The 21,455-nt window shown below is 60.5% G+C and carries 18 protein-coding genes and 1 pseudogene; 8 read left to right on the top strand and 11 right to left on the bottom strand.

All coding sequences use genetic code 11. From position 1 onward, the window contains the following. Positions 1–25 precede the first annotated feature (25 nt). The 6 genes from DA915_RS17625 to DA915_RS17600 are packed head-to-tail and all read right to left on the bottom strand — an operon-like array spanning position 26 to position 5,572. Complete coding sequence (locus DA915_RS17625; protein WP_107676763.1) at positions 26–835, bottom strand: inositol monophosphatase family protein; 810 nt, start codon at positions 833–835, stop codon at positions 26–28. After that, complete coding sequence (locus DA915_RS17620; protein ID WP_107676762.1) at positions 832–1,668, bottom strand: glycerophosphodiester phosphodiesterase family protein; 837 nt, start codon at positions 1,666–1,668, stop codon at positions 832–834. The genes DA915_RS17625 and DA915_RS17620 overlap by 4 nt, the downstream gene beginning before the upstream one ends. Position 1,669: 1 nt before the next feature. Further along, positions 1,670–2,704: an ABC transporter ATP-binding protein gene (locus DA915_RS17615; protein WP_107676761.1), complete on the bottom strand. Its 1,035-nt coding sequence runs from the start codon at positions 2,702–2,704 to the stop codon at positions 1,670–1,672. Between the two features lie 9 nt (positions 2,705–2,713). Further along, entirely contained in the window at positions 2,714–3,538 is an 825-nt protein-coding gene (locus DA915_RS17610) for an ABC transporter permease (RefSeq protein WP_080867397.1), read from the bottom strand. A 1-nt stretch (position 3,539) separates the two neighbouring features. Next, positions 3,540–4,424, bottom strand: a complete 885-nt coding sequence (locus tag DA915_RS17605) for an ABC transporter permease (RefSeq protein WP_107676760.1) — start codon at positions 4,422–4,424, stop codon at positions 3,540–3,542. Continuing rightward, a complete protein-coding gene (locus tag DA915_RS17600) occupies positions 4,421–5,572 on the bottom strand; it encodes an extracellular solute-binding protein (RefSeq protein ID WP_003505702.1) in 1,152 nt (383 codons plus the stop codon). The genes DA915_RS17605 and DA915_RS17600 overlap by 4 nt, the downstream gene beginning before the upstream one ends. A gap of 273 nt (positions 5,573–5,845) precedes the next feature. On the opposite strand from DA915_RS17600, the gene DA915_RS17595 reads away from it, so the two are divergent. Next, entirely contained in the window at positions 5,846–6,028 is a 183-nt protein-coding gene (locus DA915_RS17595) for a hypothetical protein (RefSeq protein ID WP_003505704.1), read from the top strand. Positions 6,029–6,076: 48 nt separating this feature from the next. Here the strand turns inward: DA915_RS17595 and DA915_RS17590 are convergent, their stop codons facing one another. Beyond that, complete coding sequence (locus DA915_RS17590) at positions 6,077–6,280, bottom strand: CsbD family protein (RefSeq protein WP_003521659.1); 204 nt, start codon at positions 6,278–6,280, stop codon at positions 6,077–6,079. 181 nt (positions 6,281–6,461) lie between these two features. Here DA915_RS17590 and DA915_RS17585 point away from each other — a divergent pair, with 181 nt between their 5' ends. From DA915_RS17585 to DA915_RS17565, 5 genes and pseudogenes are all read left to right on the top strand, one after another. Continuing rightward, complete coding sequence (locus DA915_RS17585; RefSeq protein WP_080829994.1) at positions 6,462–6,791, top strand: GCG_CRPN prefix-to-repeats domain-containing protein; 330 nt, start codon at positions 6,462–6,464, stop codon at positions 6,789–6,791. A 192-nt stretch (positions 6,792–6,983) separates the two neighbouring features. Further along, on the top strand, positions 6,984–7,679 hold the full coding sequence (locus DA915_RS17580) for a superoxide dismutase (protein ID WP_107676759.1): 696 nt from the start codon (positions 6,984–6,986) through the stop codon (positions 7,677–7,679). 115 nt (positions 7,680–7,794) lie between these two features. Continuing rightward, on the top strand, positions 7,795–8,784 hold the full coding sequence (locus DA915_RS17575; RefSeq protein ID WP_060725636.1) for a tripartite tricarboxylate transporter substrate binding protein: 990 nt from the start codon (positions 7,795–7,797) through the stop codon (positions 8,782–8,784). 461 nt (positions 8,785–9,245) lie between these two features. Then, the gene (locus DA915_RS17570; RefSeq protein ID WP_107676758.1) at positions 9,246–11,048 is read left to right on the top strand and encodes an ABC transporter ATP-binding protein; all 1,803 of its coding nucleotides are present in this window, start codon (positions 9,246–9,248) and stop codon (positions 11,046–11,048) included. A gap of 179 nt (positions 11,049–11,227) precedes the next feature. Then, positions 11,228–12,738, top strand: a pseudogene (locus tag DA915_RS17565) (ABC-F family ATP-binding cassette domain-containing protein). Here DA915_RS17565 and DA915_RS17560 read toward each other — a convergent pair. From DA915_RS17560 to DA915_RS17545, 4 genes are read right to left on the bottom strand one after another with little or no spacing between them, the layout of a single operon-like run. Next, entirely contained in the window at positions 12,732–13,682 is a 951-nt protein-coding gene (locus DA915_RS17560; protein ID WP_107676757.1) for a spore coat U domain-containing protein, read from the bottom strand. The pseudogene DA915_RS17565 and the gene DA915_RS17560 sit on opposite strands and share 7 nt — an antisense overlap. Beyond that, a complete protein-coding gene (locus DA915_RS17555) occupies positions 13,679–16,117 on the bottom strand; it encodes a fimbria/pilus outer membrane usher protein (RefSeq protein WP_107676756.1) in 2,439 nt (812 codons plus the stop codon). The genes DA915_RS17560 and DA915_RS17555 overlap by 4 nt, the downstream gene beginning before the upstream one ends. Beyond that, a complete protein-coding gene (locus DA915_RS17550; RefSeq protein ID WP_080867401.1) occupies positions 16,089–16,808 on the bottom strand; it encodes a molecular chaperone in 720 nt (239 codons plus the stop codon). Before DA915_RS17550 ends, DA915_RS17555 begins: the two co-directional genes overlap by 29 nt. Before the next feature lie 21 nt (positions 16,809–16,829). Then, positions 16,830–17,327 (bottom strand): spore coat U domain-containing protein, encoded by a 498-nt coding sequence (locus DA915_RS17545; protein ID WP_107676755.1) that lies wholly within the window; start codon positions 17,325–17,327, stop codon positions 16,830–16,832. Positions 17,328–17,691: 364 nt separating this feature from the next. Between DA915_RS17545 and DA915_RS17540 the strand changes: the two genes are divergently transcribed. Beyond that, on the top strand, positions 17,692–20,481 hold the full coding sequence (locus tag DA915_RS17540; RefSeq protein WP_107676754.1) for a bifunctional aconitate hydratase 2/2-methylisocitrate dehydratase: 2,790 nt from the start codon (positions 17,692–17,694) through the stop codon (positions 20,479–20,481). Between the two features lie 328 nt (positions 20,482–20,809). Next, positions 20,810–21,445, top strand: a complete 636-nt coding sequence (gene catB / locus DA915_RS17535; RefSeq protein WP_107676753.1) for a type B chloramphenicol O-acetyltransferase — start codon at positions 20,810–20,812, stop codon at positions 21,443–21,445. Positions 21,446–21,455 lie beyond the last annotated feature (10 nt).

Below are 21,455 nucleotides of genomic sequence, written 5' to 3'. Positions count from 1 at the left end.
ACGAAATGTTTTGAAGAAGAAAACGTTATGAAGGGTTTTTGGGCGAAACGCCGCGCAGATGCTCCATGAGATAGGCATGGGTCGCGGCATTGGCGACGATCAGCGTTCCGGTCTTCTCATAGAACTCCGGTCCGCGACCCCACCAGTCGGTCACAATGCCGCCGGCCTCCTGAACAAGAAGAATGCCGGCTGCCGTGTCGACGAATCCCGTCTCCTCGTAATAGCCCGTGAGCCTTCCGCAGGCGACATAAGCGCAGGAATTGGCGGCGCTGCCGACAACACGAACCGCGCCGATGGGCGCGCGAATGGCGTCGAGGCGCTGATAGGCACCGGGATAAAGCTGGAGATTGGGCGTGGGCAGGCCGGTGCCGACGCACATGAGCGCGACATCCGTGCTGGCATTGACCCGCAGGCGCTGGCCATTGAGATAGGCGCCGTCTCCCTTGATCGTGGCGAACATCTCGTCGGAAACGGGATTATAGACCAGCCCGCAGATCGTTTCATTGCCGCGGCGAAGCGCAATGGTGATGGTATAGTGCTGGCCGAAGAGGAAATTGGTGGTGCCATCGATGGGATCGACCAGCCAGCGATGATCCTGATCCGCCCCTTCGACAGGCGCGAATTCCTCGCCGGTCAGTCCCCAGGGATATTGTCCGAGCAGGCGCTCACGGATCAGTGTCTCGGAATCCCGGTCCGCATCGGAAACGAAATCCCCCGGTCCCTTGACGCCGATCTCGATGTCGCGGAAGCGCCTGAAATGTTCGAGCGTCAATGCGCCGGCTTCGCGGGCGGTGGCGACCATATGGTCGAGGATGGTGCTGTAATTGACTGTCATCGGCTGAAAACCTCGGTGAGCCCTTCCGGATCATCGGTGGTGATCTGGTCCACCTTAAGCCGCAGGAGGCGTTTCACCTGTTCTATGGATTGCGGTGTGACGCTGTTGATTGTCCAGGCGTCGACCCGGCGGCCGGCGGCGTGGATGGGGGCGATGATATCGACACCGGCATCCTCGGCAGCAAGTACGATCGCGTAGTCGAGATAGATCATCCCGGCATCGGGCGCGGTGGCGAGAGCGTCTTCGATGAAACCCAGATAGTTTCCGCTTGCCTTCAGTTGAGCAAGCGTGCCGCGATGGCAGGGATCATATCCGGTGCGAAGTCCCGGCGCTGAGCCGGCCAGCATGGCGATGGCGTCGAAATCGCCGCCGGACAGGATCACCGAGCTTGCTATGGGCGAAACGCTTGCTCCGAAACCGGCGACCACCTGCGGGGTAAGCGCCTGCAGGTCCTCCTTGAAATCGAGCTGCAACAGGGCGTCGGGATGCACGGTCTCGTGGGCGAGCAGGGCGCAGAGGTCTTCGAGCAGCATCACCTTCGAAGCGATTGGCTGGCCCCCGTTGTCGCGTAGGTGAAGCTGACGCAACGCAGCGGCGGATGTGTCGCGCACTCGGCCTGTGCCAGTGGTTTCCCGCTCCAGCGTCCGGTCATGCAAAACGGCGCAGCCGTGATCGGCATGAATGACGAGATCGACTTCGATGCTGGCGCCAAGCCGCATCGCCTCGATGATGCGCTGGCCGGTAAAGACCGGATCTTCAGCGCGGCGGCGGGCGCGATGCCATTTGAGCCAGGTCCTGTGGCCGTCGCGTTCGATAAGGATCGGCTGGTTCATGTCAGCTCCGATAGATTGGGCGGTTGTCGCGATAGGCCGTGACGGCACGGGGCGAAATCTGTACGCCCTGTCCCGCCCGGAACAGATCCGGATGGGCGACCATGGATTTGATCCTTGTACCATCGGCGAGATCAAGGTCGACAAGGCCGTGGGTGCCGTAATCCGTCACCCGGTGCACGTGCGCTTCCGGTGTTTCGGAAATCGTCAGATCGATGGCTTCCGGGCGGACGGCGAGAATGGCCGGGCCATCGGAGACGGGAAGCGGAAGGGTAAAATCGGCGCGCATGAAATTTCCGTCTGAAACCGCACCCTCTATCAGGTTCATGGTGCCGATGAAGCCGGCGACGAAAGGGGTCTGCGGTTCGCGGTAGATGACGTTAGGCCGGTCGATCTGTTCGGTCTTGCCATTTGCCATCACGACGATGCGGTCGGCCATGGAAAGGGCCTCGTCCTGCCCGTGGGTGACGAACAGCGTGGTGATGCCGAGACGCTGCTGGATATCACGCACCTCTTCCCGCAACCGCTCGCGCAGATGCTGGTCGAGGCTGGCGAAGGGTTCGTCGAGCAGGAGAATTTTCGGTTCGAGAACCAGCGAGCGGGCAAGCGCCACGCGCTGCTGCTGGCCGCCCGAGAGCTGGCTGGTGGCGCGCTCGCCATAACCGGAAAGCCCGACGAGCTCGAGCACCGCCTCCACTTTCTCTTTGATCACGGCAGCCGGCATATGGCGCAGCTTGAGGCCGAAAGCGAGGTTTTTGAAGACGTTCATGTGGCTCCAGAGCGCGTGGCTCTGGAACACCATGCCGGTCGGCCGCCGCTCCGGTGGCAGCTGGGTCACATCTTCGCCATCGATGGTAATCTGCCCGCCCGTCGGCTGCTCGAAGCCGCCGACCATGCGCAGCAGCGTCGATTTGCCCGAACCGGAAGGCCCGAGAAGGCAAACGAGCTCGCCATCGGCGACATCGAGCGAGAAACTGTCGACTGCCTTGGTGCCACCGGTATAGGTTTTCGAGATCTCGCGGATGTGAAGTACGGACATGCTGATTTCCTAACCGCCGAAACCGCGGGCGAATGCACCGCCACCGATGACGCGGCGGGCGAACATGAGGGCAATGAAGGACGGCACCCAGAGCAGGACGGACAGAACCGCGCCGTACTGGATGACCATCTGGTTGTTGATATAGCTGATCATCAGCACCGGCATCGTGCGGATGCCCGGCGCACCGATGAGCCAAGCGCCTTCGGTCTCATAAAAAGTGCCAACGAAGCTAAGCAAAACGGCGGCGGCAATGGTTGGTCCCGCCTGCGGCAGGGTAATCGACCAGAAGACCCGGAGCGGACTGGCGCCGACATCACGGGCCGCCTCTTCCATACGCCGGTCGACGGCCTGGAATGCCGCCACGGGAATCCAGATCATGAACATCAGCGTGCCGACGAGCTGGATGAGAACAACGCCCCAGAAGGTGCCGATGAGGTTGAGCTGCAGGAAAATGGCGGCAATCGCTACCAGAAGCCCGAATTTCGGGAAGGCGTGGCCGGCCAGGAAGGAGAAGAACAGCAGGTTGCGGCCGGGAAAGCTCATGCGCGCAAAGGCATAGGCGGCGGGAAGGCAGATCAGCGCCGAAAGCAATGTCACCACCGTTGTCAGCCGAAGGCTCAGCATCAGGGCGTTCCACACGTCGGCGCGGCCGAGCGTCTGGCCCCAGAAACGGAAACCGAACTGCTGGGGAATGACATTGGGAAAACGCCAGACCTCGGTGAATGCCCAGGTGCCGACAACAAGCAGCGGCCCGACGATGGCGATAGTGAGAAGGGTTGCAAAAAAGATGCCGGGCCAGTCCATGCGGGCACGGGCCCGCGTCAGCGTCGTCATGTCATTTCCCCTGGTTGCGCGCGACCGAACGCACGTAGAACAGGCCGAAAGCGATGCAGAAACCGAAAGCGATGACGGCCTGGGTCATGGCGCCGATGGGGTCCTGCACTTCGCGCAGCGTGCGCTGCATGAAGGGGCCGAGCATTTCGGGAGAGGCCGGGCCCAAGAGATATGGCAGGGTGAAGGAAGAAAAAATGCCCAGCACCGAAAAGGAAAGCGCCACGAGAATGGAATTGGAAATGTGCGGCAGGATGATGTGCCAGAAGACCTGCAGCGCGTTTGCGCCCACATCCCGCGCCGCCTCCACCGACTGGTTGGCGACGCTGCCGAGGCCCGCGAGCAGGATGAGAACCGTCAGCGGAATATTGTCCCAGACAAGACCGATGACCGGCCCCCAGGGCGTGAGATAGGGCGTGCGGATTTTCGGCAGGTCGACCGCATTGAGCAAGATGTCCACCATGCCGTTGGGGCCCAGAACGCGGATGAAGGCGAAGGCGAGGATGATGGAGGGCACGAACATCGGAAAGATGGCAAGCGCCTGCACATAAGCCGAAAGACGACCTTGCGAAAAGCGAAGGTAAAGCGCGATCGGCAGGCAGATGACCAGCAGGAGGACGGCGCAGACCATCGTCGTCCACAATGTCACGGCAAGATTGTCGAGGCTGTAGCGGTCTGAGAAGAAGAAGCCGTAGCTTGAAAGGTCGAAACTCGTTTCACCATCGGTTCCGGTGCGCCACACGGTGCGGCCGATGGCGTTGATGGCAGGCCAGATGACGAGCCAGATCATCAGGAACACGGGAATGGCGACGAGCAGGAGGCCGATGGGCCTCCTGCCTGCTGTATTGTCAATGAGCGGGCGAACCGCTCCCTCTGCGACCTCGGTCACGACTTGCGGTTAACGTTGGGAGCGACGTTGCGGTACCAGCCATCATTGATGGCGGTTTCCCATTTGCCGGCCGGGAAGGTCGGAATGGTCTGCGGAATGATGTCGGCGAAACGCTTGCGCAGGTCGGCCGACACATGGTCCCAGGAAACGCCGGGGAAGCCGCCCAGCTCGTTGAGGATCGCGCCCTGAATTTCTTCGGACAGCACAAAATTGGCGAGCTTCAGGGCAGCATCACGATTGGCGCCGTTAGCAAGCACCACGGCGCGCGAGAAATCACCGCAGAGCGCCAGATCCTGAAGCTGGACGAGGCCGGTTTCCTTCGGCAGAACGCCCTGATCGATGGCCTTCAGCACCTGATCGGACCAGACGGGGGTCATGGTGACGACGCCCTGGGAAAGAAGCTGCAGCGACTGCGTGTTGCCGGAAGAGTATGCGCCCTTGTCATAGAGCGACGGGGCGATATCGGTCAGCAGCGCCCATGCCTTGCCCAGAGCCTTGTCGCCGGCTTCCTGGGTGTAATTATCAACCGTAAAGGCCTTGGGATCGAGACCGTTGGCCTGATGGATGGCGCGGCGGACGAAGTTGCCGCCGGAGCCGCCCTTGTCGGGACGGTTATAAACGAACTGGCCGGGATTTGCCTTGATCCACTTGACGAGTTCATCCCAGGTCTTCGGTGCGTCCGCCGGCTTGAGTTTGCTGGTGTCATAGGCGAGCAGAACCTGGCTGCCGCGATAGGGCAGGCTGTATTCGCTGCGGATGGCAAGCGGGTTGACGCGCGAATAATTGGAAAGGCCGGCCTTTGCCATGTTCACGTAGATGCCGGCATCGATCGCGCCGGTGGGGAGCAGCGGATCGGCCGTTTCGAAATAATCTGCCTGCGGATCGGTGCCCGTCTGCTTTGCGGCGATGGCGCGCTCGCCGATGGCCATGATGCCGGCGCTGTCGCCGGCATCGACGAGGTTGAGCTTCAGGCCGGGATTGGCGGCTTCAAAAGCGGGCTTGATCGTATTGGACCAGAAATCGAGGATATTCGTATCCGAACTGGTGTACCAGTCGATCGTGCCCGGAGCAGCAAAGCTCATGCGCGGTGCAAGGGCGAGACCGGCGGCGGCGCCTGCGGCGGACATCATAAAGGTGCGGCGTTTCATCTATGTCTCCGATGTTTTCGGCGCGAGTGGAACTCTGAGCGCTGAGGCTTGAGAGATGGACGGGAAAGGCTCTGGCCATCAGTTGCACAGCCGTGCATTTTTTGAACGGGCCGGCGGCGGTTCTAATGTCTTTCCATAACGCTTTCGTGACGGTTGATGCCGGCCGGTCTTGCCGCCCTCTGTGCCCACGGGTGATCCGAAGGCGCAGGGGGCTCTACCAAAGCGGTTTCCGGGCAGATAGGATGACCGCGATAATTAGGAGGGAGGGGAGCGATGATCGCAGCCTATATTGACGAATTCATCATGTTTTGCGCCGGCCTGTGGATGACATGTGTCGGCTTTGGTTATCTGCCGCTGTCAAAAAACACGGCTAGCCAGCCGCCGGTTGTTCGTCATTTCAGATGGATGGGGCCGCTGCTGATCGTCATCGCTGCTGTTCTGGCCGTGGCCAGCTGACCGGGAAATCCCGCGCAAAGAAAAACCCCGCCGAAGCGGGGTCTCGTCTTACCAGGTCTGGCGTCCATACCAGTCGTCGATATCTTTCCTGGTGCGGTCCTTTTCGTAACCGTAGCGCTCCTGGATCTTGCCTTCGAGCTGCTCGCGTTTGCCGTTGATGACGTCAAGATCGTCGTCGGTGAGTTTACCCCACTGTTCCTTGATCTTGCCCTTCATCTGCTTCCAGTTGCCTTCAACGCGATTCCAATCCATCGGTGCTCTCCCATTTTGTTTGGCTTGCACTGGTAAATGTCTGAGCCTCCGCAGGGTTCCGCCCGGAGGCCGTAATGTTCGGCGCAACTGTGGCTGCTGCCACGAAAAGATCACGATTCATTCAGCCACAGTTCACCCGGCAGGGCGCTAAATCCCCCCATCCCACAAGGAGGGAAATAAGATGCGCAAGATGATTTTAACCGCCGGACTGATTTTCGGCGCCCTGTTCGGAACCGGTGCGAATGCCATGCCTGTGGGCCAACCGTCTGCACCCTCGGCATCCCACATTCAAACGGTCGATTATGCCTGCGGACGCGGCTTTCACCTGTCACCCCGCGGCTATTGCCGTCCGAATGGTCCGCCCCGGTATGAGCGTGGCTGGGACCGTCGCGACCGCTGGGAAGGCCGCCGTGAATGGCGTGAGCGTCAGGCCAGACGGGAATGGCGTGAGTGGCGCGACCGCAGAGACTATCGCGACTACCGCGACCGCCGCGACTATTATCGATATTGATCGGGCAAGGCCCTCTCCAGCCGGGAGGGCCTTTCTCATATGGGGCGGTCAGTCCATCCCGCCCCGGCAGGGCGTGAATACAGCGCCGCCGCCTCTCATCTCCATGACCTGCGACAGAATTGCATTCAGCGTGAGGAAACCCGGGCCGTAGTTTGGGGTTAGTCCCATATCACCGTTCATAAGGAGGATATGATGGACATCACCAGACGCACCGTTCTCACCGCCGGCGCAGCAACTGCTGCCGCTGCAATCTTTCCCCGCCCGCATGTCGCGCGCGCCGCACTGCCCCTGACGCAGCCCAAGCTTCCCTTTGCCGAAGCCGATCTCGCGCCGGTCATCTCGGCGAAGACCGTGGGTCTGCATTATGGAAAACACCACAAGGCCTATTACGACAAGCTGAATACGCTCGCTGCCGGCACGCCTTATGCCGACATGGAACTGGTTGATATCGTCACGCAGTCCGCCAAATCAAAAGAGGCGGCTGATGTCAAAATCTTCAACAATGCCGCGCAGGCCTGGAACCATGTCGCCTATTGGGACCAATTCGTCCCGGGCGGACCGAACCGGCCGACGGGTGATCTTGCCGCTTCGGTAAACGAGACCTTCGGTGACTATGACGGTTTCATCAAACGTGCGGTCGATGTCTCCGATACGGTCTTCGGCACCGGCTGGGTGTGGCTGACGCGTGACGACGGCAACAAGCTCGCGCTGATCGGATATGAGGACGGCAAGAACCCCGTTGCTGTCGGCCGCCCGGCCTATCTCGGAATCGATATATGGGAGCACGCCTATTACGTGGATTATGAGAACCGCAAGGCCGAACATATCCGCGCCGTGCTCGACAAGCTTGTCAACTGGCGGGTTTTAGAGGAGCGCCTGAAAGCGTAACGAACCCTCTTTCTCCTGAAACCCGCCGGGAGCGTCCGCTCCCCGGCGGGTTGCCCTGAGGTGCATTTGAGCTACTATGCGCCCATGGCGAGGAGGCCATGTTACAGGAGGGTTCATGATTTACCGGTCTTCAAAACGGCGCACAGTGCTGAAACTTGCCGCCGCGGCGGTTTCTTTGGGCATGCTGGGAACGACTGCGAGCGCGCAGGGCTTCCCCGAGCGAACGATTACTCTGGTCGTTCCTTTCGCGGCGGGCGGCTCTACCGATGTGGTCGCGCGTGTTATCGCGCAGAAGATGGGTGATGAACTCGGCCAGCAGATCGTCGTTGAAAATGTCGCCGGCGCCGGCGGCAATCTTGGTGCGGACCGCGTGGCCCGCGCCGAACCCGACGGATACACGATCCTGATGGGCACGGTTGCCACCCACGCCCTCAACCCGCTCATTCTCAAGACCAAGCCTTATGATCCGGAAAAGGATTTCACGCCCGTCTCGCTGCTCGTGGTGGTGCCGAATGTGCTGGTCGTCAATCCGAAGCTCAACGTCAACAGCGTCGCGGAGCTTATTGCCCTGCTGAAGGCCGAGCCGGACAAACATGCCTATGCTTCTTCCGGCAACGGAACCCCGCTGCATCTTTCCGGCGAGCTGTTCAAGAGCATGGCCGGTGTCAGCATGCAGCATGTTCCCTATAAGGGCGCCGGCCCGGCGCTCAACGATCTGCTCGGCAACCAGATTTCCATCATGTTCGACAATCTGCCCTCTTCGTCAGGACATATAAAATCCGGCACGTTGCGGGCGCTCGGCGTCACGACCAAAGAACGCGCCTCGTCCTTCCCGGATCTGCCGACCATCGCCGAGACCGTGCCCGGTTATGAGACCTATACCTGGAACGCGCTCTTTGCGCCCGCCGGCACGTCGGCCGAGGTGGTCGACAAGCTGAACGCCGCCGCCAAGAAGGCGCTTGCCGATCCGGCGGTGGCCGCACGCATGGCGGATTTCAGCGCCAAGATCGTCGCCTCTTCGCCGGATGAGCTGAAAACCCACGTTGCGGCTGAGATCGCCAAGTGGGGACCTGTGGTCAAGGACGCGAATGTGCAGATGGACTGACCGGCAACGGCAGATACCAGTCCGATTTTCCGCCGTGCATCCTGCCGGTTGCGGGCGGAAGTAACGAACTGATAAAATCGTGGCCGGCGCGTCAGTCGCATCGGCCACGATTTATATCGTCGCATCCAGCCGGTGTGGCGTTTCCGCATCACTCACCAGCCGGTTGTAAAAACCCGCTTGGCAAGCTCGAACTGCTGAGTTACAAATCTCAATACCGCGTCAGATCGAACAAAGGGAGGCGTTGCATGACACCAGTATTCATCAAAACCCTCCCGCAGGGAATGGCCCGCCACTAGGTCATATCCATTCGCGGCCCGCCCTGAGCGCGCCCGACATGCGGTTCTGTTTTCCTTCATAGCCCGATTGATCTGACGGGATCATTTTGTCTCCCGCCCGGGCTGTGCCATCCAACTTCCGTTTTGAGGACCGGTTGCCGAATCCGTCGCGCCGGGCTGGTTAAAATGTCACGCAAGAAGCTCGATTTCCGCGCTGATGCATATCGCAATGTGCTCGGCTTTGTTTTCAACCATTGGCGCAATCGGCCGGCGCTGGTGGGTTTCATCATCGTGCTGGTGATTGGAAGCACGCTGGCCGAAGTGATGGTGCCGGTCTTTTCCGGCCAGATCGTCGATGCCATTGCTGGCGGTAACGGCGCTGGCAATGGGGGCGATGGGGCGTTGCGCGCCTTCGTCATCGTTGTGTCGCTTGGGCTGGTGAGCGTGGTGCTGCGCTGGTTCATCTTCAATGGTATCATCAGGCTCACCCTGAAGACCATGGCGGATGTCACCCATAACGGCTTCCACAAGGTCCAGCGTTTCTCCACCGACTGGCATGCCAACAGCTTTGCCGGTTCCACGGTGCGCAAGATCACGCGCGGCATGTGGGCGCTGGATTCGCTTAATGACCTGCTGCTCGTCGCGCTTTTGCCTTCCATCGTCATGCTGGTGGGCGCGACCATCGTGCTCGGCAGCTACTGGCCGGTCATGGGCCTGATCGTCGGCCTCGGCTCTCTGATCTATGTCGGCGTCACGGTGGGGCTTTCCATGGGTTATGTCTCGCCGGCGGCAAGGCTCGCCAATGCCTGGGATACCCGGCTTGGCGGCGCGCTGGCGGATGCCATCAGCTGCAATTCGGTGGTCAAGGCCTTCGGTGCCGAGACCCGCGAAGAAACGCGGCTGGGCCATGTGCTGGTGAAGTGGGACAACCGCACACGCAGGACATGGAAGCGTGGCACGCTGAACGGCACGATCCAGAGCTTCATGATGGTTTCCATGCAGGCCGGCATTCTCGGCACCGGCCTCATCATGTGGCGACAGGGGCTGGCGACTCCGGGCGACATCACCTTCGTGCTGGCGATGTTCTTCGTGCTGCAGGGTTACCTGCGCGATGTGGGGCAGGATATCCGCAACCTGCAACGTGCCGTCAACGACATGGAAGAGCTGGTGCTGCTGGACAAGATGCCGCTTGGCATCGAAGACAGGCCGGACGCCGGACCGATCAAGATCGGAAAGGGCGAGATCGTCTTCGATCACGTCACCTTCCAATATGGCGCGCATACCACACCGCTTTATGATGACTTTTCGGTCACCATCAAGGCGGGTGAACGTGTGGGCCTGGTCGGCCATTCCGGTTCGGGCAAGACAACCTTCGTCAAGCTCATCCAGCGGCTCTACGACGTCAAGTCGGGCGCGATCCGCATCGACGGCCAGAATATCGCCGGGGTCACGCAATCGAGCCTGCGTGGCCAGATCGCCATCGTGCAGCAGGAGCCCATCCTGTTCCACCGCACGCTGGCGGAAAACATCGCCTATGGCCGGCCGGACGCCACGCGGCGTCAGATCGAGCAGGCGGCGAAGCAGGCGAGCGCCCATGATTTCATCATGTCCCTTCCCAAGGGTTATGAGACGATGGTGGGCGAGCGTGGTGTCAAGCTGTCCGGCGGCGAGCGTCAGCGTGTGGCCATTGCCCGTGCTTTCCTCGCGGATGCGCCGGTGCTGATACTGGACGAGGCGACTTCCAGCCTCGACAGCGAAAGCGAAGTGCAGATCCAGCAGGCAATGGAACGGCTGATGGTCGGCCGCACCACACTGGTCATCGCGCATCGGCTTTCCACGGTCAGGGCGCTGGACCGGCTGCTGGTCTTCGACAAGGGCAAGATTGTCGAAGAGGGTGACCACCAGGCGCTGATCCGCCTCCATGACGGCATCTATCGCCGGCTGTTCGAACGGCAGGCGCTGGAGCTGACCAAGGGGCTGGTGGCCTGAAAAAACGAAACGCCGGGGTTTCCCCCGGCGTTCCCTTCCCGAACATTAAACCCGCGCCACGAACACGCCGCTTTTTTCGCGTAAGGGCGTGTTCTGCGCAACACCAACAGGACGGTGAACCATGGATTTCCACCCGATCACAAAGCCGCAACGCCTTGTCATCAGGGGAACCCATATCCATGCCGCATTCCATCACTCTCTCGGACCTTTCGTGGTCAACACCTGACGGTCATCCGCTCTTTTCCAACATCAATCTTCGCTTCGGAGCGGAACGCACCGGCCTTGTCGGGCGCAACGGCGTCGGCAAGACGACGCTTCTGAAACTGATTGCGGGGGAACTGTCGCCATCCGCGGGCACGGTTTCCGTCTCGGGCAGCGTCAATCTTCTGCGCCAGAGCGTGCAGGTGGCGTCCGACGAGACCATCGCCGACCTGTTTGGCGCGCGCGATGCACTTGAGGTCCTTGCCCGTGCGCAGGCGGGAACGGCCACTCTCGAAGAGCTTGAAGATATCGACTGGTTGCTGGAGGGAAAAATTGCCGAGGCTCTGGCGCAGGTAGGGCTGGACGCCTTGCCCTCCACACCGCTTTCGGCGCTGTCCGGCGGGCAGCGCACGCGGGCCGCACTTGCGGCTCAAATCCACGCCGCTCCCGACTTCCTGATCCTCGACGAACCGACGAATAATCTCGACCGGGACGGACGCATTTTCGTCGCCGATTTTCTGGCGGCCTGGCGTGGCGGCGCGATCGTCGTCAGTCATGATCGGGAACTTCTCGAAACCCTCGATGCAATCGTGGAAATGACCACGCTCGGAGCAACCCGTTACGGCGGCAACTGGAGCCACTACCGCGCACAGAAAGCGCTGGAGCTGGCCGCTGCCGAACAGGACTTTGCGAGTGCGGAAAAACGTCTGTCCGAGGTCAGACGCCGGTCGCAGGAGGCGCTGGAGCGCAAGGCTCGCCGTGACAGCAGGGGCGCCGCAAAGGCGGCGAGGGGAGACATGCCCCGTATCCTTGTCGGCGCGATGAAAAGGCGCGCCGAAAAGACGAGCGGTGACAATGCCAATCTGGCCAGCCGCCTTACAGCCGAGGCGACGGAAGATCTGAAGACGGCGCGGGAGCGGATCGAAATCCTGCAGGGCGTCAGCGTCACATTGCCGCCCAGCGGGCTGCACGCGACAAAAACCGTGCTCAGCCTGCAGAACCTGACGGCGGGGTATCGGGCCGAAGAAGCCGTGCTTCGCGATCTTTCTTTTGAAATTACCGGGCCGCAACGCATTGCCGTGACCGGTCCGAACGGATCGGGAAAAACGACGCTGCGAGCCTGTCCATCCGCGACAACTTCCTTCGGCTCAACCCGCAGGCCGGGGAAAATGCCTGCCGCTCCGCGCTTGCACGCTTCATGTTTCGTGCCGATGCCGCTCTGCAGATCGTTACAACACTCTCGGGCGGGCAGATGTTCAGGGCAGGTCTCGCCTGTGTTCTGGGAGGCCCGCAGCCTCCACAATTGCTGATCCTTGATGAGCCGACGAACCATCTCGATATCGATTCCATCGCCGCCGTGGAGGCTGGCCTTCGGGCCTATGACGGCGCCTTGCTGGTCGTCAGCCATGATGAGGCGTTTCTCGCCGGCATCGGCATCGATCGGCGGCTGGAACTTGGAAAGTCAGAGGTGCGTTCGGGCCCTCAGTAGTTCACCGTCACGACGACCGTATCGGAGTAGTTTCCCGGCGCCGGCGTGTTCTGCGCCGGTACGCGTCCGTAGACGGTCAATGTCTGCAGGCTGCCTGTTCCAGTGCCGGTGGCTATCTGCCCGGCGGCACTTCCCCAGACATTCGTGCGGCTCACGTCGCGGTAGAGACCGTAGGTTATCGATCCGGCCGCCTGCACCATCTGGCGCGCGGCCGGGGGGCTGTTGCTCAGCCCGCCATTGAGCGCCACGCTGTAGTTCAGACTGGTGGTGCAGGTCAGATTGATTGCGCCTGTCGCATCGACTGCCGTGTTTAGCACGCCGTGGCTGCCGAAATTGATGTTTTCGGCCGAAATGATGCAGGTCGGAGCAACCGCAGCCGTCACGTTGAACGGCACCTGCGTGGGGTTCTGGGTCACGGAGGAGCAGCTCGGTGCGAACAGGGTATAGCTTGTATAGGTGAAACTGGTCTCTGCGCCGGCAAAGCTGGAGAGATAAAGGCCGCGCGCCGCCGAGGCCTGGCCGGCGTTGATCCTGCCATAGACCGTGCGGCTTGTGGTGTTGATCAGGAGCGGTAGCGCCATATCGATCGGCGGAGGTGATCCGAGCGCCGGCTGCGTGACCGATCCCCAGGAAGTCGTGCGCGCCGCGTTCTGGTAAAGCTGGTAATTGAGGATGTTGCTGCCCTGAAGCATCCGGCGGATACCGCCCGACTGCCCGCCGCTTCCGGCATTGATGTTGGGGCAGATGCGGATGGAAAGCGCCAGTGACAACGGGTTGGAACAGGTGACTGACAATGTTGCCGTCGTGTCCGCGGCGCTGCCGCCTGCGAGATTGACGAAGCCGAAATTCATATCCGACATGTTGAAGGTGCAGCTTTGCGCCAGAACCGGTGAAGCGGAGAGGAAAGCGGTGATGGCAAGGCCGGTGCGGGTCAGGACCTTCATTGGATGCTCCTGCATAGGGTTTCGAGAGTTGCGCGCGTCTCGCCGGCAGAAGGGACGGTGATCTGCGCCTCGCACTCGCCTTTCGTCGGCTGCATGATGCGGAGGCGATGCGTGTCGCTGATATTGTCGAGATAGGCCTGCCCGTCATAACCGACGATGAAATCGCGCTTGCCGTCGATTTTGCCTGTTGATCCGGTTTCGATGAATTGGCCGCTCTCGTCTTTCAGCGTCACCAGCGCCACCTGACCCTCGGTTTCCACCTTGAAATTGACCACTGCTCCCGCCCGCTCCGTTGGTGTCACGGTCTGTTTCGTGCGGTCGATGCGGGCGTCCACCGGCAGATTACTGGGGTCGAGCGTGATGTTGTTGACGTCATAGGAACGCAGGTTCGGAAGCAATATCTTGCCGCGGCGGTTCGTCTGGCCGATGGGGCGGTTTTCCAGCAGGATATCGACACCGGGCGCGCCCGCATCCACCACGGCGAAAGCGTCATCGATGCGGTTGCCGACAAAGACATCGCCGCCGGCGAGCGCTATCGATCCTTCGATCTGCGCATAGGCCTGTGTCGTGCGGTTGAATTGGTCGACGCCGGCCGAAACGCGTGCGGCGCTGCCGCGGTAACTGCCGGAAACGGATGCGATATCGTTGCCGCCTGTCGAGCCGCGCAGGCGCCAGCCATAACTTCCCTCGGCCTGCTCTTCGGATTTTCCGACCTCTGCTGTCAGAGAATACCCATCCGCATCCGAGGACATGCCGGCCGAGCCGGAGACGCCGCCGCCGAACGACCAGGACAGACCCGCGAAGACGCCGTAGGATTGGCTGTCCTCAAGGTCCTTATAGGCGGTGATGAAGATATTGCCATTCTCACCGAACGGCCGCATGGCGGAGAGGCCGAGCAGCCGGGATTTCCTCTCATCGAAGGTTTCCACCTGCGTATAGGAAAAGTTCAGGCTCGTTTCATCGAAAGCAAGCTGTGTGGAAACGGAAATCTGGTCCACGGCACGCGGTGGCCGCGCGCTCAGCAGACCGGATATCGTCCTGAGTGTCGAGCTGTCGGCGGAGACCGACGCCATGTCGTGATAGTCGCCGAATGCCCGTTGCGACCGGGCGTGAAATTTTAACCCGAGCAATTCCGCTTCGACGCTTGCGGAGAGCTGGTAGCCGCTTTCCTCGCCAAAACGGCTCGACGCGCCGGAAAGCGCCGCCAGCCCATGGGCCCCAAGTGTGAAGACGCCGCCAAGGCCGATATTGTAGAAATCCTCGCCGCCTTCCGCATGGCCTTCCAGCGTAAGGTGGTCCGACAGGCCATAACGAACCGTCGCCGATCCGAGCAGTTTTTCGTCGTAATCGAAAGAAGAGGTTCCGTAATTGCGCCGGGCAAAACCGAGCTCCGCCGAGAAATCGACGAGGCCTTTTGCGAGCAGGTCCGGTGAAGCATAAAACGGCGTTTCGGATACGGTTTCGCGACCCAGCGCATCCCGCACCACCAGCCGCGCATTGCCCGCGCCGCTGATGACGGGAAGATTGGTGATGGAGAAGGGGCCTTCGGGAACATCCTGCGACAGGCGGCGGATATTGTTGACATAGACATCGACGGTGGAGGGCACGGCTGCCGAACCGGCAAATTCGGGCATCGGCATGGTAACGATATCCGGCCGCAGGTCGAAGTTGCGGCGGAACTGCAAGCCACCCAGCCGCGTCGGGCGTGTCCAGCTCAGCCCGCCGGTGATGAGGTCTCCGGCCCGGTAGCTCGTCAGTGTTTCCTCGTCCGAATAGCTCCAGGTGGTATCGAGGCGCTGGGTGTCGAACTCCGACAGGCGGGATGTGCTCAGAACCTGTGACGAGGACAGCACGCCGAGCGGACCGAAGACCCTGCTTTCCAGAAGGGCCGAGACCCCGTTGAAATCGGCGATGTCAGACCATTTGTTGCCGCCGGAGGAGCCATAGATCGTGTAATTCACCACACCTCCAAAATCGTTCGCGGCCTTTTCCTGCGTTTCGTCGTCCTCTTCCGTCGCATTCTTGCCGGAGCCGTCGATCACCCTGTTTGCCCGCGCCGCCATCGGCAGGGTGAAATGCATGGACTGGGTGCCTTCATCGTAACGCGCCACCACGTCTGGCAGTCGGGAAATGTCGATCCAGCCATCATCGCCGACTGCGCTTTCAACCGGAGAAATCCCGATATTGTTCAGCTGCTCCGGCTCGATGAGAAACGATCCGGCGTCGTTTTGACGAAATGTGGCGATCAGTTCTGTCGAAACATCGTTGATGTAGACTTCGAGCTGAAACTGTCCCGCTTCTTTTGCGGCAAAAGAGGCTGGTTGCGCCGCAGGGGGTATATCCTGCGCCACGGAGAAACTGCCCGATGAAATGACCGTCAGAGCGGCAATCGTCAAAACGGCAAGGTCAGCCGCCCGAGACGCGCGCCGTCGCATTGACGGGGCCGCCTTCGCTGTCTGCCGAAATCTTCAGCGTGCCGCCGCCTTTTTTGCCGCCCGTTGCCGGAACCACAAAGCTTGCGGCGGATTTGCCAAGCACATATCCCACCAGCCCCTGCTGCCGGGCAATCGCCTGACCGTTGCCGCCGGAAAGCATCAGGTTGGCGATCCTTATCCGCCTCTCGCCCGTATTGGACACCGAGACCCTGTAGCCATTGCCCTGCGGCGTTATCTTCCAGGCCGGTTCCGCATCACCTGTGGAAGCGGGCGAGAAGAAAACGGGGATGGAATGGCGCACCACAAGGTTGACCGTGCCGGATTGTGGTCTTCCCGCCGGCGGCAACTCATCGACGATGACGCGGTAACTCTCTTCGGCCCGCAGCGGCGCCTTGGAAAGCCGGACGATGCGGATAAGGTTTTCCGCGCCTCCCTTCAGCTGCGTCATCGGCGGGCTGGCGACGACGTCCTGCGCCGCCGTATAGACGTCTTGCCCGTTCTGCTGGGTCCAGCGGAATATACGCACCTGAACGTTGATCGGGGTTTTCGCATCGTTCCAGATGCGAAGGCTGGAGGCCGCCGTGGGCGCTTTAAGATCCAGAAGAACGGGTGCGACCCGTAGCGAGGCAGCCTGTGAAGGTGAAACACTCAAACCGGCAAAAAACGCAGCCGCTAAGGTAAAAAGACGCATGCGCGATCCTCCCTATGGCGATCAGTAATTGAGCGTGGCCGTCACCGTATCGGTATAGACGCCGACCGCGGGTGTCGTCTGGGCAGGTACGCGCCCATAGACAGTGAAGGTCTGCGGTGCCCCGGTTCCCGTTCCCGTTTGCCGGTCCGTTCCCACGGTGTTCCCCCACACCGTGCTATGTGCCGCAGTCGTATAAAGCGAGTAGGAAATGGTCGCGCCGGCAGGCGATGTCATCAGACGGTTGGCGACCGTCGCCCCCGAGCCCGCGCCGGCGCTGAGGCCCAGGCTGAAGGGCGTGCTTGCCGTGCATTGCACGATAACATCGCTGGTCGCATCGATATTGCTGCCGATTACGCCATTGGTGCCAAAATTGAGATTGCCGGCGGAATTGATCTGGCATGCCGCCTGAATGGTGATCTGCACCGTGAAATTCGTCGAGGCGACCTGCGCGATACCAGATGCCGGTGCGAGAACCAGTGCCGCAAATGATAATAGATAGCCTGATGCTGCAAACTTCATGCTGCCTCCCCAAGCTGTTGCGCTGCTTATTTTTCGGTGCGCAACATGGAATTACGCCAATAACGGGTAATTAGAATAATCTAATACTCGTACTGATTTGGTTAACAAATCCTTAACGTGGCCGCCTGAAAAGCCACTGGCTGAAATGCAGTAGATGCAACAACCGAAAGTGTAGCAACGTGACGTGATCCAGGAGCACAGGATCGACGCTAAATGCCGTCTACGAGTTCTTTACTGGAATGCGACATCTTGTCAGCCGGCCCCGGTTGGCGTACTCGAAATCAATAGAAACCCGGGCCGATCAACAGTACCGTTCAGTGGCGCTCTGTACCGGCTCCATAGACATCTTGACGTTGGGATTGCGATGAACCTTTACTTGGATTACCTGGCTGAAATCAAAAGCAGAGAACCACAGGGTCTCGCGCCCAAGCCGATTGACGACGGTGCACTGACGGCCGAGATTATCGAGCTGATCAAGGATGCCGGCAGCGAGCACCGCGCCGATGCCCTGAAATTCTTCATCTACAACACCCTGCCGGGCACCACGAGCGCCGCTGGCGTCAAGGCTGACTTCCTCAAGCAGATCATTCTCGGCGAAGCGATCGTGCCGGAAATCACGCCTTCCTTCGCGCTGGAACTGCTGTCGCACATGAAGGGCGGCCCGTCGATCAGGGTGCTGCTCGACATCGCGCTTGGTAACGACGCTGCGATTGCCGCCGAAGCCGGCGAAGTGCTGAAGACCCAGGTCTTCCTTTACGATGCCGACATGTTCCGCCTGCGCGACGCCTACAAGGCCGGCAGCGCCATCGCCAAGGCCGTACTGGAAAGCTACGCCAAGGCCGAATTCTTCACCAAGCTTCCCGACGTTGAAGACGAGATCAAGGTCGTCACCTTCATCGCCGCCGAAGGCGATATTTCGACCGACCTTCTGTCCCCCGGCAACCAGGCGCATTCGCGCTCGGATCGCCAGCTGCACGGCCAGTGTATGATCTCGCCGGAAGCGCAGGCGGAAATCGTCGCGCTGCAGCAGCAGCATCCGGACAAGCGGGTGATGATGATTGCCGAAAAGGGCACGATGGGCGTCGGTTCGTCGCGCATGTCCGGCGTCAACAACGTGGCGCTTTGGACCGGCAAGCAGGCCAGCCCCTATGTGCCCTTTGTCAATTACGCGCCCATCGTCGCCGGCACCAACGGCATTTCGCCGATTTTCGCTACCACTGTCGACGTGACTGGCGGCATCGGCATTAACCTCAAGAACTGGGTGAAGAAGCTCGGCGAAGACGGCAAGCCGATCCTCAACAATGACGGCAATCCTATCCTCGAGCAGAAATATTCGGTTGAAACAGGCACGGTCCTCAAGATCGATGCCAAGAACCGCAAGCTGCGCGACGAGACCGGCACGGAACTGGTGGATCTCGCCTCTTCCTTCACGCCCCAGAAGATGGAGTTCATGAAGGCCGGCAGCTCTTACGCCATCGTCTTCGGCAAGAAGCTCCAGACGTTTGCCGCTGAAACGCTCGGCGTCGAGGCCACCCCGGTTTTCGCGCCCAACAAGGAAATCTCCATCGAAGGCCAGGGTCTCACCGCCGTCGAGAAGATTTTCAACCGCAACGCTGTCGGCGTCACGCCCGGCAAGGTGCTGCATGCCGGCTCGGACGTTCGCGTCAAGGTCAACATCGTCGGCTCGCAGGATACGACCGGCCTGATGACCGCGCAGGAACTGGAAGCGATGGCGGCCACCGTCATTTCGCCGCTGGTGGATGGCGCCTATCAGTCGGGCTGCCACACGGCCTCCGTCTGGGACAAGAAGGCGCAGGCGAATATTCCGAAGCTCATGTCCTTCATGCATAATTTCGGCGTCATCACCGCACGCGACCCGAAGGGCGTCTATCATTCGATGACGGACGTGATCCACAAGGTGCTGAACGACATCACCGTGGATGACTGGGCGATCATCATCGGCGGCGACAGTCACACCCGCATGTCCAAGGGCGTCGCCTTCGGCGCTGACTCCGGCACCGTCGCACTGGCGCTGGCAACGGGTGAGGCGACCATGCCGGTCCCGCAGTCGGTCAAGGTCACCTTCAAGGGTACGATGCAGCCCTATATGGACTTCCGCGACGTGGTGCACGCCACGCAGGCGCAGATGCTCCAGCAGCACGGCGACAACGTCTTCCAGGGCCGTATCATCGAAGTCCACATTGGCACGCTTCTGGCAGACCAGGCCTTCACCTTCACCGACTGGACGGCCGAAATGAAGGCCAAGGCGTCGATCTGCATTTCCGAAGACGAGACGCTGATCGAGTCGCTGGAAATCGCCAAGTCGCGCATCCAGATCATGATCGACAAGGGCATGGACAATGCCGCGCAGACGCTGAAAGGCCTGATTGACAAGGCAGATCAACGTATTGTAGAAATCCGTTCAGGTGAAAAGTCAGCTCTGAAACCGGACGCCAACGCGAAATATTTCGCGGAAGTCGTTGTGGATCTCGATGTCATCAACGAACCGATGATCGCCGACCCTGACGTCAACAACAACGATGTCTCCAGACGCTACACGCACGACACAATTCGCCCGGTATCCTATTACGGTGCGGCCAAGAAAGTCGATCTCGGCTTCGTAGGCTCGTGCATGGTGCATAAGGGTGACGTGAAGATCGTCGCGCAGATGCTGCGGAACATCGAAAAGACCGAAGGCAAGGTCGAGTTCAAGGCGCCGCTCGTCGTCGCCGCGCCGACCTACAACATCATCGATGAGCTGAAGGCGGAAGGGGATTGGGAAATCCTGCAGAAATATTCCGGCTTCGAGTTCGATGACGTCAATCCGAAGACGTCCAACCGCACCGAATACGAAAACATCCTGTATCTCGAGCGTCCGGGCTGCAACCTTTGCATGGGCAACCAGGAAAAGGCGGCAAAGGGCGATACGGTTCTGGCAACGTCCACTCGTCTCTTCCAGGGCCGTGTTGTTGAAGACAGCGCCGAAAAGAAGGGTGAATCGCTGCTGGCCTCCACCCCGGTTGTCGTGCTCTCGGCCATCCTCGGCCGCACGCCGAGCATCGAGGAGTATCGGTCTGCCGTCGAAGGGATCGACCTGACGAAGTTCGCCCCGCCGAAGGTAACGCCGATCGATTCCCAGTCGGTTCACTACTGAGGCCGAGACCATCGCGGTGTGCGGGCCAAGGACGCCCGCGGCGGCGATGCAGTGAAAATGCCGAACCAACGACAGCAGCGGGGAGAAATCCCCGCTGTTGCTTTATGTGCCGCCGGGATTTCGGCATTACAGGCTTCAAACATGTCACGGCTTGGCCTTCGCCGGTTTTTGCGGTAACCAGACTGAATGATAAAAGCCTCGAGTATCACCTGCATCTAGCTCCCGCGGTTGCGTGAGGAGCATCGAGCGAAAAGCCGACAGGCTTGGCGCTCGGCGTCGGCTTGCCTTGAGGTAAGCGAATGCGAAGATATGTAGTGAGATTACTCCAATGGAAAATTACTTCGAAAGCCCGTTCCGGGGCATCACGCTTGACAAGCAGGTCAAGAACCCGAACCTCGTGGTCGGGAAATACAGCTATTATTCCGGTTATTATCACGGCCACAGCTTTGAGGACTGCGCCCGTTATCTGTTGTCGGATGAAGGCGCGGACAGGCTGGTGATCGGAAGCTTCTGCTCGATCGGTTCGGGTGCCGCCTTCATCATGGCGGGTAATCAGGGCCATCGCAACGAGTGGATCAGCACCTTCCCGTTTTTCTTCATGCCCGAGGTGCCGGAATTTGAGAATGCCGGGAATGGTTATCTGCCGGCGGGCGATACCGTCATCGGCAACGATGTCTGGATAGGCTCGGAAGCGATCATCATGCCCGGCATCACGGTTGGTGATGGCGCGGTGATCGGAACGCGGGCGCTGGTGACGAAGAATGTCGAACCCTATGCCATCGTCGGCGGCAATCCCGCAAAGACGATCCGCAAGCGGTTCGATGATGACAGCATCGCCCTGCTGCTCGAGATGAAATGGTGGGATTGGCCGGCGGAGCAGCTGAAGGCGGCAATGCCGCTGATGACCAGCGGCAATGTCGCGGAGCTTTACAGGTTCTGGCAATCCGATAAGTCCCAGTCGTAAAATGCCCGGC

The sequence above is a fragment of the Agrobacterium sp. LAD9 genome, from assembly GCF_003031125.1.
In the GTDB taxonomy this organism is placed as follows: domain Bacteria; phylum Pseudomonadota; class Alphaproteobacteria; order Rhizobiales; family Rhizobiaceae; genus Agrobacterium; species Agrobacterium radiobacter.
The sequence above is the reverse complement of the archived record's forward strand: the minus strand, read 5'-3'. Positions and strand labels throughout refer to the sequence as shown.

What these genes read in the sequence shown, in the direction of transcription:
- DA915_RS17555 (WP_107676756.1), bottom strand. Translation starts at nt 16,117, where the DNA reads ATGCGACGGCGCGCGTCTCGGGCGGCTGACCTTGCCGTTTTGACGATT.
- DA915_RS17625 (WP_107676763.1), bottom strand. Translation starts at nt 835, where the DNA reads ATGACAGTCAATTACAGCACCATCCTCGACCATATGGTCGCCACCGCC.
- DA915_RS17585 (WP_080829994.1), top strand. Translation starts at nt 6,462, where the DNA reads ATGCGCAAGATGATTTTAACCGCCGGACTGATTTTCGGCGCCCTGTTC.
- DA915_RS17620 (WP_107676762.1), bottom strand. Translation starts at nt 1,668, where the DNA reads ATGAACCAGCCGATCCTTATCGAACGCGACGGCCACAGGACCTGGCTC.
- DA915_RS17540 (WP_107676754.1), top strand. Translation starts at nt 17,692, where the DNA reads ATGAACCTTTACTTGGATTACCTGGCTGAAATCAAAAGCAGAGAACCA.
- DA915_RS17615 (WP_107676761.1), bottom strand. Translation starts at nt 2,704, where the DNA reads ATGTCCGTACTTCACATCCGCGAGATCTCGAAAACCTATACCGGTGGC.
- DA915_RS17550 (WP_080867401.1), bottom strand. Translation starts at nt 16,808, where the DNA reads ATGCGTCTTTTTACCTTAGCGGCTGCGTTTTTTGCCGGTTTGAGTGTT.
- DA915_RS17610 (WP_080867397.1), bottom strand. Translation starts at nt 3,538, where the DNA reads ATGACGACGCTGACGCGGGCCCGTGCCCGCATGGACTGGCCCGGCATC.
- DA915_RS17575 (WP_060725636.1), top strand. Translation starts at nt 7,795, where the DNA reads ATGATTTACCGGTCTTCAAAACGGCGCACAGTGCTGAAACTTGCCGCC.
- DA915_RS17560 (WP_107676757.1), bottom strand. Translation starts at nt 13,682, where the DNA reads ATGAAGGTCCTGACCCGCACCGGCCTTGCCATCACCGCTTTCCTCTCC.
- DA915_RS17545 (WP_107676755.1), bottom strand. Translation starts at nt 17,327, where the DNA reads ATGAAGTTTGCAGCATCAGGCTATCTATTATCATTTGCGGCACTGGTT.
- DA915_RS17595 (WP_003505704.1), top strand. Translation starts at nt 5,846, where the DNA reads ATGATCGCAGCCTATATTGACGAATTCATCATGTTTTGCGCCGGCCTG.
- DA915_RS17600 (WP_003505702.1), bottom strand. Translation starts at nt 5,572, where the DNA reads ATGAAACGCCGCACCTTTATGATGTCCGCCGCAGGCGCCGCCGCCGGT.
- DA915_RS17570 (WP_107676758.1), top strand. Translation starts at nt 9,246, where the DNA reads ATGTCACGCAAGAAGCTCGATTTCCGCGCTGATGCATATCGCAATGTG.
- DA915_RS17590 (WP_003521659.1), bottom strand. Translation starts at nt 6,280, where the DNA reads ATGGATTGGAATCGCGTTGAAGGCAACTGGAAGCAGATGAAGGGCAAG.
- DA915_RS17580 (WP_107676759.1), top strand. Translation starts at nt 6,984, where the DNA reads ATGGACATCACCAGACGCACCGTTCTCACCGCCGGCGCAGCAACTGCT.
- catB (WP_107676753.1), top strand. Translation starts at nt 20,810, where the DNA reads ATGGAAAATTACTTCGAAAGCCCGTTCCGGGGCATCACGCTTGACAAG.